Here is a 13,041-nt window from a genome sequence, read left to right as displayed (position 1 = left end):
TTTGCAGATGGAGCGGCCATGTTTGTCCAGATTCTAGGTTCCGCCGCCGGCGGCGGTTTCCCCCAGTGGAATTGCAACTGCGCCAATTGCGCAGGTTTTCGCAACGGCAGCCTGCGAGCCCAGGCACGCACTCAGTCGTCCATCGCGATTTCCGATGATGGCGTGAACTGGGTGCTGTGCAATGCCTCCCCGGACATTCGCGCCCAGCTCCAAGGATTCGCCCCGATGCAACCGGGTCGGGCACTGCGGGACACCGGTATCGGCGCCATCATTCTGATGGACAGCCAGATCGACCACACCACCGGCCTGCTCAGCCTGCGCGAAGGCTGCCCGCATCAAGTCTGGTGCACCGACATGGTCCATGAAGACCTGAGCACCGGTTTTCCGCTGTTCAACATGCTGACCCACTGGAACGGCGGGCTGAGCTGGAACCGCATCGAACTCGACCAGCCGTTCACCATCCCGGCCTGCCCGAACCTGCGCTTCACTCCCCTGCCGCTGCGCAGCGCAGCGCCGCCCTATTCACCGCACCGCTTCGATCCGCACCCAGGCGACAACATCGGCCTGATCGTCGAAGACCTGCGCACCGGCGGCAAGCTGTTTTACGCCCCAGGCCTGGGCAAAGTCGACGAGCCTTTGCTGGAGATCATGGCCGGCAGCGATTGCCTGTTGGTGGACGGCACGATGTGGGACGACGATGAAATGCAGCGTCGTGGCGTCGGCACCCGCACCGGTCGCGAGATGGGCCATCTGGCACAGAACGGGCCTGGCGGGATGATCGAAGTGCTGGAGCAACTGCCCGAGCCGCGCAAGGTCCTTATTCATATCAACAATACCAACCCGATCCTCGACGAAGACTCGCCCGAGCTGGCCGAGCTTGTACGTCGAAAGATTGAAGTGGCTTACGACGGAATGAGTATTGAGTTGTAGGACGGGCGCGACGATTGTGGGAGTGGGTGTGCGCTGAGTCAGCCAATCGCTGCTGGCTGATGAGACGCCATCGCGAGCAGGATCGCCCCACAGAAGTTTGAGTCGTACCGGATATTTCATGCGTTACAGATCAAGTGTGGCAGCGAGCCTGCTCGCGATGGGGCCAACCCTGACGCCACAGAATCCACGGGAATTGCCCGGAGAACCGCAATGACTGACACCCCCCTGTCCCCCGCCGAGTTCGAAGCGGCCCTGCGTGCCAAGGGTGCGTATTACCACATCCATCACCCGTATCACGTGGCGATGTATGAGGGCCGCGCCACTCGCGAGCAGATCCAGGGCTGGGTCGCGAACCGTTTTTACTATCAGGTGAACATCCCGCTCAAGGATGCCGCGATCCTGGCCAACTGCCCGGACCGGGAAATCCGCCGCGAGTGGATCCAGCGCCTGCTCGACCATGACGGCGCGCCCGGCGAAGACGGCGGCATCGAAGCCTGGTTGCGGCTGGGTCAGGCGGTTGGCCTGGATCCCGATCAACTGCGCTCCCAGGAACTGGTGCTGCCGGGCGTGCGCTTCGCGGTGGATGCCTACGTCAACTTCGCCCGCCGCGCCTCTTGGCAGGAAGCCGCCAGCAGCTCCCTGACCGAAATGTTCGCACCGCAGATCCATCAGTCGCGCCTGGACAGCTGGCCGCAGCATTACCCCTGGATCGACCCCGCCGGCTACGAATATTTCCGCACCCGCCTGGGCCAGGCCCGGCGTGACGTGGAGCACGGCCTGGCGATTACCTTGCAGCATTACACCACCCGCGAAGGCCAGGAGCGCATGCTGGAGATTCTCCAGTTCAAACTGGACATCCTCTGGAGCATGCTCGATGCCATGAGCATGGCCTACGAATTGAACCGCCCGCCCTATCACAGCGTGACCGGGCAACGGGTGTGGCACAAAGGAATTACCTTATGAGTTTCGATCGCAGCAAGACCCCACGCTGGCGCCCCGGCTATCGTTTCCAGTACGAGCCGGCACAGAAGGGCCACGTGCTGCTCTATCCTGAAGGCATGATCAAGCTCAACGACAGCGCTTCGCTGATTGGCGGCCTGATCGACGGTGAACGGGATGTGGCCGCCATCATTGGCGAGTTGGCCAAACAGTTCCCCGACGTGCCGGAACTCGGTGACGACATCGAGCAATTCATGGAGGTCGCCCGTGCAGAGCATTGGATCGAACTTGTCTGACGCCACAAGCCTGCCGCCCAAGCCTGAAGTCGGCCTGCCGCTGTGGCTGTTGGCCGAGCTGACCTACCGTTGCCCGTTGCAATGCCCGTACTGCTCCAATCCGCTGGACTTCGCCGAACAGGGCAAGGAGCTGAGTACCGAGCAGTGGTTCAAGGTGTTTCGCGAGGCGCGTGAGATGGGCGCCGCGCAATTGGGCTTTTCCGGCGGCGAGCCGCTGGTGCGCCAGGACCTGGCCGAACTGATCGCCGAGGCGCGCAGGCTGGGTTTCTACACCAACCTGATCACCTCAGGCATCGGCTTGACCGAGCAGAAAATCAGCGATTTCAAAAAGGCCGGCCTCGACCACATCCAGATCAGTTTCCAGGCCAGCGACGAACAGGTGAACAACCTGCTGGCCGGCTCAAAGAAAGCCTTCGCGCAAAAACTGGAAATGGCCCGGGCGGTCAAGGCCCACGGCTATCCGATGGTGCTGAACTTCGTCACCCATCGGCACAACATCGACAAGATCGACCGCATTATCGAGCTGTGCATCGCCCTTGAAGCCGACTTCGTCGAACTCGCCACCTGCCAGTTCTACGGCTGGGCGCAGCTCAACCGCGTCGGCCTGCTGCCCACCCGGGAACAACTGGTGCGTGCCGAACGTATCACCAACGAATACCGCGCCAAACTGGAAGCCCAAGGGCATCCGTGCAAGTTGATCTTCGTCACCCCGGACTATTATGAAGAACGCCCCAAGGCCTGCATGAACGGCTGGGGCAGCATTTTCCTGACCGTCACGCCGGACGGCACCGCATTGCCCTGTCACGGCGCCCGTCAGATGCCCGTGCAATTTCCCAACGTGCGTGACCACAGCATGCAGCACATCTGGTACGACTCGTTCGGCTTCAATCGTTTCCGCGGCTATGACTGGATGCCCGAGCCGTGCCGCTCGTGTGATGAAAAAGAAAAGGACTTCGGCGGCTGTCGCTGCCAGGCGTTCATGCTCACGGGCGATGCGAGCAATGCCGACCCGGTGTGCAGCAAATCCGAGCATCACGGGATGATTCTTCAGGCTCGGGAAGACGCCGAGCATGCCACTCAGACGATTGAACAACTGGCCTTTCGCAATGAACGAAACTCACGCCTCATCGCCAAAGGCTGATTCTTTCAGCGCAGCCCAGGCCGTTGCGGCAGGCATCGACTTCACTGAGCTGCAAGCCGGGCCCCTTGGACTGTTCTGGAATCAATACCGTCCCGAAGACGGTGCCTGCCGGATCTGGCATTGGCAGGATGCCAAGGCCCGATGCCTGACCCCGGACGGGTTCAGTGTCCGCAGCCGGGTTTATGAATACGGCGGCGGTTCGTTCTGCCTGAGCGACGACAGTGTGCTGTTCGTCAATGAGGCCGATCAGCAGGTGTATCACCAGTCGCTGGCCGGCGAACAACCCGTGGCGCTGACCTCAGGTGATTGTCGTTATGGCGATCTTCACTTCGCTTGCGGCCAGGTGCTGGCGGTGGAGGAGCAGGCCAATCAGCATCGCCTGGTCTCGATCGGCCTGGCAGATCATCAGCGACATCTGCTGGCCGAAGGTGCGGACTTCTACGCCGCGCCGACCTTGAGTCCAGATGGTCGACGACTGGCCTGGATTGAGTGGAGCCGCCCCCATCAACCGTGGACGTCAACGAGACTGATGCTGGCCGAGCGCAACGCTGGCGCCTGGAATGAGCCGCGTTGCGTCGCGGGCAGCGGTCACGAGGAGTCCATTCAGCAACCGCGTTTTGATGATTCCGGTCGCCTTTATTGCCTGAGTGATCGTGACGGTTATTGGCAGCCCTGGATTGAATCCGCCGACGGCCTGGAGCCGCTGCCCGCCGCCGAAGCCGATCACGCCCCAGCACCCTGGCAACTGGGCGGCTGTACCTGGCTGCCGCTGGGCGAAAGCGCTTACCTGGCGAGCTGGACCGAGGCGGGGTTCGGGCGACTGGGCCTCTGCCGCAGTGACGGCGTATACGAGGATTTCAGCGGCTCCTATTCGCGTTTTCGCAGCCTGGCACTCGATGAGCGGTTCATTTATGCCATCGCCGCTTCGCCAATCAGCCCGTCGGCGGTGATAGCCATTGAGCGGCAAAACCATGCAGTGGTGGTGCTCGCCGGTGGCGTTGCGCCGTTGCCCGTCGAACACATCAGTCGCCCCCGAACCCTGCGCTATCCCTCGGCTTCCAGCCAAGCCCATGGGTTCTTTTACCCGGCCATGAACGCCGAAGAGAAGCCGCCATTGGTGGTGTTCATCCATGGCGGGCCGACCTCGGCGTGTTATCCCATTTTTGATCCGCGCATCCAGTACTGGACCCAGCGCGGCTTTGCCGTAGCCGATCTCAATTACCGCGGCAGCAGCGGTTATGGCCGGGCCTATCGACAGGCGCTGTGTTTGAATTGGGGGGTGGTGGACGTCGAGGATGCCTGCGCGGCGGTCACGTACCTTGAGGAACAAGGCTTGATCAATGGCCGTCGCGCGTTCATTCGTGGCGGCAGTGCCGGCGGCTACACGACTCTTTGCGCCCTGGCGTTCCATGACGTGTTCCGTGCCGGCGCCAGTCTCTATGGTGTCAGCGACCCCGTCGCCCTGGGCCAGGCCACGCACAAATTCGAAGGCGATTATCTGGACTGGCTGATCGGCGACCCGCAACAGGACGCCGAACGCTATCGGGACCGCACGCCACTGCTGCACGCTGATCAGATCCGCACCCCGGTGATATTTTTCCAGGGTGAACTGGATGCCGTGGTCGTGCCGCAGCAGACACGCGATATGGTCGAGGCATTGCAGAACAACGGCATCGCGGTAGAAGCGCATTACTACGCCGATGAGCGCCATGGCTTTCGCAAGGCGATCAACCAGGCTCATGCGCTGGAACATGAATGGTTGTTCTATCGCAGGGTGATGGATGGCCCCCTATAGGGCAAATGCAAAACCAAATGTGGGAGCGAGCCTGCTCGCGACAACGGTGGATCAGTCCATGGAGATTTTGACTGGATCTACTGCTATCGCGAGCAGGCTCGCTCCCACAGGGGATTTGTGCAAACCAACAAATTCAGCGCTTGGCGATGATGTACACCGCATGCACGATACCCGGGATGTAACCCAACAGAGTCAGCAGGATGTTGAGCCAGAATGCCCCGCCGAAGCCCACTTGCAGAAACACACCCAATGGCGGCAGCAGGATGGCGATGATGATTCGAATGATATCCATGGATGACTCCTGATTGGCGATGGCCACATTGCCATATAGCACATGGACACCCGACCGCTCGTCAGGGTTCAGTGCGAAGCCATCCAGAAGGGATAAAGCGCGGGAAGATAAAAACGCGGACAAAAGAAAACCCCGCCGAAGCGGGGCTTTGCAGACTGTTTCCCTGACATCCATTTCGCTCCGCCATCCTGGCAGAATCCTACGTGTCCGTGTTTTTGCTTTGCGCATCCTGCGCGACGTCCATGTGAAGTAGATTAGCTCTGGATCCAATCAGCCGATAGAGGGAAAACGCCAGCACGGCGTGTAAGCATTTGCTTACACGCCGTCAGATTTCAAAACTGCCCAGCGTCCAGCAGGAACAGTGACTCGCTACCCGCCTTCACCGAGGCACTCAGGGAGTGGATGCGCGGCAGCAGACGGGCGAAGTAGAACCGCGCCGTGCCCAGTTTGCTCGCATAGAAATCATCCTGCGCTTCTTTGCCCAAGGCCGCCTTGGCCATCAGTGCCCACATATAGGCGTAGGCGGTGTAGCCGAACGCCTGGAGGTATTCCACCGAAGCCGCGCCGATTTCGTTCGGGTTGCTTTTCGCCCGGTCCAGCAGCCATTCGGTCAGCTCATCCAGCGTACCGACAGCGTCGTTCAACGGCTTGGTGAACTCGGCCAGATCACTGCTCGCGGTAGCCGTGAAGTGGCGGATTTCGTCAGCGAACAGCTTGTAGAACACCCCGCCACTGCCGACGATCTTGCGCCCTACCAGGTCCAGCGCCTGGATACCGTTGGTGCCTTCGTAGATCTGGGTGATGCGCACGTCACGCACCAGTTGCTCCTGACCCCATTCGCGAATGTAGCCGTGGCCGCCGAAAATCTGCTGGCCATGGACAGTGGTTTCCAGTCCCAGATCAGTCAGGAACGCCTTCGCCACCGGGGTCAGCAAGGCCACCAGATCTTCGGCACGCTTGCGGGTGGCCGGGTCTTCGCTGAACTTGGCGGTGTCCAGTTGCATCGCCACGTAGGTGGAAAATGCCCGGCCACCTTCGTTCGAAGCTTTCATGGTCAGCAACATCCGGCGCACGTCCGGGTGGACGATGATCGGGTCAGCGACTTTGTCTTTGTTCTGCGCACCGGTTGGCGAACGACTTTGCAGGCGGTCACGGGCGTATTCGATGGCGTTCTGGTAGGAGCGCTCACCGGTGGCCAGGCCCTGGATACCCACACCCAAACGCTCGTAGTTCATCATGGTGAACATCGCCGCCAGGCCTTTGTTCGGCTCGCCGACCAGATAACCCACGGCGTCGTCAAAGTTCATCACACAGGTGGCGGACGCCTGGATGCCCATCTTGTGTTCGATCGACCCGCAATTGGCCGCGTTACGCGCCCCCAGGCTGCCGTCGGCGTTAACCATGAACTTGGGCACCAGGAACAGCGAGATGCCTTTAGGGCCTGCCGGTGCGTCCGGCAACTTTGCCAGCACCAGGTGGATGATGTTTTCGGTGAGATCGTGTTCGCCGCCAGTAATGAAGATCTTGGTGCCGCTGACCTTGTAGGAACCGTCGGCCTGAGGTTCGGCCTTGGTGCGAATGATGCCCAGGTCCGTACCGGCATGCGGCTCGGTCAGGCACATGGAACCGGCCCAGACGCCGGCGTACATGTTCGGCAGGTAGGCTGCTTTCAGCTCTTCACTGGCGTGAGCATTGATCGACAGGCAAGCCCCGGCGGTCAGCATGGGGTACAGGCCGAAGGACAGGCTGGCGGAGTTGACCATTTCTTCGACCTGAGCCGAAACAGCCTTGGGCATGCCCATGCCGCCGTAGGTCGGATCACCACCGACACCGACCCAGCCGCCTTCAGCGTAAGTCTTGTAGGCCTGTGGGAAACCGGCTGGCGTGGTGACGGCACCGTCAGCCCAGTGGCAACCTTCTTCGTCAGCTGCACGGCTGAGGGGGGCAACGCTTTTGCTGGTGACTTTGCCGGCTTCCTCAAGGATCGCCTCGACGGTTTCAGCGTCTACGGTCTCGGCCAGCGCCGGCAGTTGAGCCCAGAGCTTCGCGACCTCGAACACTTCATTGAGGACGAAGCGCATATCGCGCAGGGGCGCTTTGTAGTCAGCCATGGCAAACCTCGCAAGATCTAAACAATTGGTTCGTAAGAAAACGGTTTTTGCAGTGGCCTGAGTGTACCCCAACAACTTTTGCGACACATAGGGTCAGCCAGTGACTGTTTTGTTATTTTTAGTCACCGCAGAAAAGATCGCAGGCTTCGCCAGTTCCTACAGGGAATATGCGCACGTCTGTAGGCGCTGGCGAAGCCTGCGATCTTTGTCCCCCTCACATCAAAGGGCAAACAACTCCGCCGGCAACTTCATCAAGCAATCGCTCCCCGCCTCCACCGCGGCCCGATGGGCAGCGGTCCTTGGCAGCAGGCGCTTGAAGTAAAACTCACAGGTCGCCAGTTTGCCCCGGCAGAAATCAGCGTCACCTTCGCCTGCATCCAGTTGCGCCTGGGCCACCAACGCCATGCGCAACCACAGATAGGCCAGGATGATGTAACCGCTGTACATCAGATAGTCCACCGAAGCGGCGCCGACTTCATCGGGGTTCTTCATGGCCGCCATGCCAACCCGGGTGGTCAGTTCGCCCCATTGCTGGTTGAGCCCGTTGAGTTGCGCGACGTAATCCTTGAGCTGTGGATGTTCAGCGTTGGCGGCGCAGAACTTATGGACGATTTTGGTGAACCCTCGCAGCAACTTGCCCTGGCTGCCCAGCACCTTGCGCCCCAATAGATCCAAGGCCTGGATGCCGTTGGTGCCTTCATAGATCGGCGCAATACGGCAGTCGCGCACCAGCTGTTCCATGCCCCACTCACGAATGAAACCATGGCCGCCAAACACCTGCATGCCGTGGTTGGTTACTTCCAGGCCAGTATCGGTCATGAAAGCCTTGCAGATCGGGGTGAGGAACGCCAGCAGGTCTTCGGCCTCCTGGCGGGCGGTTTCGTCGCTGCTCAGGTGTGCGATATCCAGCAGTTGCGCGGTGAAGTAAGTCAGTGCCCGGTTGCCCTCGTTGAAGGCTTTCATGGTCAGCAACATCCGGCGCACATCGGGGTGGACGATGATCGGATCGGCGGCTTTTTCCGGCGCCTTGGGGCCGGTCAGCGAGCGCATCTGCAAACGGTCGTTGGCATATTTGATCGCGCCCTGGAAGCTCGCTTCCCCGAGGCACAGGCCCTGCATGCCGGTGCCCAGCCGGGCATGGTTCATCATGGTGAACATGCAGTTCAGACCCTTGTTCGGCTCGCCGATCAAGAATCCCTTGGCCCCGTCGAAATTAAGCACGCAGGTGGCGGACGCCTTGATGCCCATCTTGTGCTCGATCGAGCCGCAGGAGACGCCATTGCGCGGTCCCGCTTCGCCACTGGCGTCCGGCAGGAACTTGGGCACGATGAACAGCGAGATACCTTTGGTCCCGGCAGGCGCATCCGGCAGTTTGGCGAGCACCAAGTGAATGATGTTGTCGCTCATGTCGTGTTCGCCGGCGGAAATGAAAATCTTGCTGCCGGTAATCGCGTAGCTGCCATCGGCCTGAGGCAAGGCTCGGGTCTTGATGATGCCCAGGTCCGTGCCGCAATGGGCTTCGGTGAGGCACATCGTGCCGGTCCATTGACCGGCCGTGAGCTTGGTGAGGTAGGCCTGTTTCTGCTCTTCGGTGCCGTGGGCATGAATGGCCGACATCGCACCATGGGTCAGGCCCGGGTACATGCCCCAGGAGGTGTTGCTGGAGCCGACCATTTCGCTGATGACCAGGCCCAGGGAACTGGGCAATCCTTGGCCGCCGTAAGTCGGGTCCGCCGCCAGCCCGTGCCAGCCGCCCTCCACGTACTGTGCGAAAGCCTGCTTGAAGCCTGTAGGCGTGGTGACCACGCCGTTGTCGAAATGGCAGCCTTCTTCGTCACCGGAGCGATTGAGCGGCGCCAGCACATTCTCACAGAACCTGGCGCCTTCCTCGAGGATCGCGCTGACCATGTCCGGGCTGGCATCGCTGGCGCCCAGTTCGGCATAGCGGCCAGGGAAATCGAAGACGTGATCGATCAGAAAGCGCATGTCGCGCAGCGGGGCTTTGTACTCGGGCATGGTGGTTTTCTCCGGTAACAGGTCGTTGAAACCTACTGCCGGCCACCGAGGCTCACAATCACAGTCCAGACGCTGAATGCGCCATCATCACTCAACCCGCGGCCGCTTCCATGCGCACCGCACCGCGACGGTTCTGCCCATAGGCAATCACACAGTTACGCCCGGCTCCCTTGGCGTTGTAGAGAGCCTGGTCAGCGGATTTGAGCACTTCTTCGGGGGTGCGCTGTTCGATGCGCTCGGCCACACCGATGCTGACCGTCACCGATACACTGGATGCCCCGGCACCGGCACGACGCTGGCGACCTTGTTGATCATCCTGGGGACGACTGTCGGGATTGCGTAGCTGGATGCTGTAGTTCGCGATGGATTCGCGAATGACTTCCAGATGAGGCATGCACTCTTCGATGGTTTTTCCTGCGAATACCAGCGCAAATTCCTCTCCACCGTAGCGATAAGCCCTACCGCCACCGCTGATTTTCGACAGTTTGCTGGCGACCAGACGCAACACCTGGTCGCCCACGTCGTGGCCGTGGGTGTCATTGAATTTCTTGAAATGGTCCACGTCGCTCATCGCCAAGACATAATTGCGACCCAGGCGCTGCATGCGCTCATTCAGCGCCCGACGCCCCGGCAGGCCGGTCAGTTCGTCACGGAACGCCATCTGATAAGCCTCGTGGGCGACCGCCGCCGCGATCATCAGCATCACCTGGCTGCACATGATGTTCAGGGTGAATGGCAGGATGAAGGTCTTGGGCAACATCCAGAACACGCCGAGCAAACCCACCAATTGCGCGGCATGCAACGGTCGCGGATGGCGCCAGTATTGCCAGGCCAGCAACACAAAGGCGGCGATGAACACCGGGTAGGACAACTGGATCAGGCTCATCCAGGCACCGTGCAACGCTGGCCAGCGGATCTCCGAAAGCCACAACAGCAGTGCCTGGGGAAAACTTTGCTCCAGGGCCAGCGCCACGCTTCCAAAGATCAGCAGCACCGCGAACCGCGCCACCATGTCCTGGAACAAATGAGTCCGCTCCTGCCACGCGGCGAACAGGCCAAACAACAGCGGCAACAACAGGCAGACGAGGTGAAACACCACCGCTGCGTCATCGCGCACCTTGCCGTTGTCGCGATAGAAGTCGGTCTGGGTGTCCAGCAGGAAATAGGCGATGTACACCGTGATCATCAGAAACAGCTCACGCTGACGTCGGTAAACGGCGCAGTACGCCCCTCCGAGCAACAACACCAATGTAGGAAGAACGTTGAACAGGGAGGTGAAAAAGACATTGAGATCCTTGACGTAGGCAGCCGCAAGCCCCGCCAGCAATAGCACCAATGACGGTAGGAAATGACTGAGACGTACAGCGGAAGAACGCGGCAAGGGTAAAAGCTCCGACCCGGCTGATCAAAGATGGCATTGTGCCTGCTACTGGGGCATTAAGGCACGCGAGATGTGACAGATGTCACACTGCCATCCTTGTAACGGCAGGGGGGGATGTTTTCTTAGGGTTTTGTTGGATGAATGTTGTTCCACGATTGCCAACAACTCCTGTGGGAGCGAGCCTGCTCGCGATAGCGGTGGGTCAGCCCACAATGATGTTGGATATGCCGCCGTCATCGCGAGCAGGCTCGCTCCCACAGGGGTTGCGGTCAGACGCAAAAAAGCCGCTGCTCCCGAAGGAAGCAGCGGCTTTTTTAGAAGAACCGCGTAAGGCTTAGTAGCCCAGTGCGAAGTCTTCTTCTTTCATGTCCATCAGGTTGTTGGCGCCCGACAACATGGTTGCCACGTGAGTGCGGGTGCGTGGCAGGATGCGCTGGAAGTAGAAGCGCGCGGTCTGCAGCTTGGCGGTGTAGAAAGCTTCTTCGGTGGTGCCGGCGGCGAGTTTTTCCGCCGCCAGGCGCGCCATGTCAGCCCAGAAGTAGGCCAGGCAGGCGTAACCGGAGTACATCAGGTAATCCACCGAGGCCGCGCCAACTTCTTCGCGGTCTTTCATGGCCGCCATACCGACCTTCATGGTCAGCTCGCCCCATTCCTTGTTCAGCGCAGCCAGAGGTTCTACGAACTCTTTGACCGCGTCGTTGCCTTCGTTGCTTTGGCAGAACTTGTGAACGATCTTGGTGAAGCCCTTGAGCGCTTCGCCCTGGGTCATCAGCACTTTGCGGCCCAGCAGGTCGAGGGCCTGGATGCCGGTGGTGCCTTCGTACAGCATCGAAATGCGGCTGTCGCGAACGTTCTGCTCCATGCCCCACTCGGCAATGAAACCGTGACCGCCATAAATCTGCACGCCGTGGTTGGCCGATTCGAAGCCGACTTCAGTCATGAACGCCTTGGCGATCGGCGTCATGAACGCCAGCAGTGCATCGGCTTTTTTCTTCTCTTCTTCATCGACGCCGTATTTGACGATGTCCACTTGCTTGGCGGTGAAGTAAACCATCGCCCGGTTACCTTCGGCGAAGGCCTTCATGGTCAGCAGCATGCGACGCACGTCGGGGTGCACGATGATCGGGTCGGCAGCCTTGTCCGGCGCTTTCGGGCCAGTCAGGGAACGCATTTGCAGACGGTCACGGGCGTACTTCAGGCCACCCTGGAAACCGATTTCGGCATGAGCCAGACCTTGCAGCGCGGTGCCCAGGCGTGCGGTGTTCATGAAGGTGAACATGCAGTTCAAGCCTTTGTTCGCCGGGCCAATCAGGAAACCGGTGGCCGCGTCAAAGTTCATCACGCAAGTGGCGTTGCCGTGGATGCCCATCTTGTGTTCCAGCGAACCGCAGCTCACCGCATTGCGCTGACCGATGGAGCCGTCGGCGTTAGGCAGGAACTTGGGAACGATGAACAGCGAAATACCTTTGGTACCGGCCGGTGCGTCTGGCAGGCGTGCCAGAACGATGTGGACGATGTTGTCGGCCATGTCGTGTTCGCCGGCCGAAATGAAGATCTTGGTGCCGCTGACCTTGTACGAACCGTCGGCCTGAGGCTCGGCCTTGGTGCGCAGCATGCCCAGGTCAGTGCCGCAGTGCGGCTCGGTCAGGCACATGGTCCCGGTCCATTCGCCGGAAACCAGCTTGGTCAGGTAGGCCTCTTGCTGCTCGGGCGTACCGTGCTCGGAAATAGTGTTCATCGCGCCATGGGACAGGCCTGGGTACATGCCCCACGACCAGTTGGCTTCGCCGACCATCTCGCTGACCGCCAGGCCCAGGGACTCCGGCAGGCCTTGACCACCATGCTCAACGTCGTGGGCCAGGCTTGGCCAGCCGCCTTCGACGAATTGCTTGTAGGCTTCCTTGAAGCCGCTCGGGGTCTTCACACCGGATTCGCTCCAGGTGCAGCCCTCGATGTCGCCCACACGGTTCAGCGGTGCCAGCACCTGCTCACAAAACTTGGCGCCTTCTTCGAGAATGGCGTCAACCATGTCTGGCGTTGCGTCCTGGCAAGCCGGAAGGCTCTGATAGTGCGCTTCATAGCCAAGCAGTTCGTCACGAACGAAGCGAATATCACGCAAGGGGGCCTTGTAGTCAGGCAT

10 protein-coding genes are annotated in these 13,041 nt (G+C 60.4%); 5 read left to right on the top strand and 5 right to left on the bottom strand.

All coding sequences use genetic code 11. The features are described 5' to 3' along the window. The first annotated feature begins 18 nt into the window (after positions 1-18). The 5 genes from pqqB (at position 19) to HQ912_RS03690 (ending at position 5,101) form a co-directional block, all read left to right on the top strand. Positions 19-930 carry a pyrroloquinoline quinone biosynthesis protein PqqB gene (pqqB, locus tag HQ912_RS03710; protein WP_173406481.1) on the top strand — a complete coding sequence of 304 codons (912 nt, stop codon included), beginning with the start codon at positions 19-21 and terminating at the stop codon, positions 928-930. 210 nt (positions 931-1,140) lie between these two features. Next, on the top strand, positions 1,141-1,893 hold the full coding sequence (gene pqqC / locus HQ912_RS03705) for a pyrroloquinoline-quinone synthase PqqC (RefSeq protein WP_047228105.1): 753 nt from the start codon (positions 1,141-1,143) through the stop codon (positions 1,891-1,893). Then, positions 1,890-2,165 carry a pyrroloquinoline quinone biosynthesis peptide chaperone PqqD gene (gene pqqD / locus HQ912_RS03700; protein ID WP_047228106.1) on the top strand — a complete coding sequence of 92 codons (276 nt, stop codon included), beginning with the start codon at positions 1,890-1,892 and terminating at the stop codon, positions 2,163-2,165. The genes pqqC and pqqD overlap by 4 nt, the downstream gene beginning before the upstream one ends. Beyond that, entirely contained in the window at positions 2,137-3,306 is a 1,170-nt protein-coding gene (gene pqqE, locus HQ912_RS03695; protein ID WP_173406480.1) for a pyrroloquinoline quinone biosynthesis protein PqqE, read from the top strand. The genes pqqD and pqqE overlap by 29 nt, the downstream gene beginning before the upstream one ends. Continuing rightward, positions 3,272-5,101, top strand: a complete 1,830-nt coding sequence (locus HQ912_RS03690; protein WP_173406479.1) for a S9 family peptidase — start codon at positions 3,272-3,274, stop codon at positions 5,099-5,101. Before pqqE ends, HQ912_RS03690 begins: the two co-directional genes overlap by 35 nt. Positions 5,102-5,234: 133 nt before the next feature. On the opposite strand, the gene HQ912_RS03685 is transcribed toward HQ912_RS03690, so the two are convergent. From HQ912_RS03685 to HQ912_RS03665, 5 genes are all read right to left on the bottom strand, one after another. After that, positions 5,235-5,393, bottom strand: coding sequence for a YqaE/Pmp3 family membrane protein (locus HQ912_RS03685; RefSeq protein ID WP_038436734.1), 159 nt, complete (start codon positions 5,391-5,393; stop codon positions 5,235-5,237). A 332-nt stretch (positions 5,394-5,725) separates the two neighbouring features. After that, on the bottom strand, positions 5,726-7,504 hold the full coding sequence (locus HQ912_RS03680) for an acyl-CoA dehydrogenase C-terminal domain-containing protein (protein WP_076383422.1): 1,779 nt from the start codon (positions 7,502-7,504) through the stop codon (positions 5,726-5,728). Positions 7,505-7,723: 219 nt separating this feature from the next. Then, the gene (locus HQ912_RS03675) at positions 7,724-9,520 is read right to left on the bottom strand and encodes an acyl-CoA dehydrogenase C-terminal domain-containing protein (RefSeq protein WP_047228109.1); all 1,797 of its coding nucleotides are present in this window, start codon (positions 9,518-9,520) and stop codon (positions 7,724-7,726) included. A 91-nt stretch (positions 9,521-9,611) separates the two neighbouring features. Beyond that, a complete protein-coding gene (locus HQ912_RS03670) occupies positions 9,612-10,901 on the bottom strand; it encodes a GGDEF domain-containing protein (RefSeq protein ID WP_047228110.1) in 1,290 nt (429 codons plus the stop codon). A gap of 334 nt (positions 10,902-11,235) precedes the next feature. Further along, positions 11,236-13,041, bottom strand: a complete 1,806-nt coding sequence (locus HQ912_RS03665) for a phenylacyl-CoA dehydrogenase (RefSeq protein WP_047228111.1) — start codon at positions 13,039-13,041, stop codon at positions 11,236-11,238.

Source organism: Pseudomonas sp. MPDS, from assembly GCF_013283895.1.
Classification (GTDB): domain Bacteria; phylum Pseudomonadota; class Gammaproteobacteria; order Pseudomonadales; family Pseudomonadaceae; genus Aquipseudomonas; species Aquipseudomonas rhizophila.
This window is presented reverse-complemented; position numbering and strand designations above follow the sequence as displayed.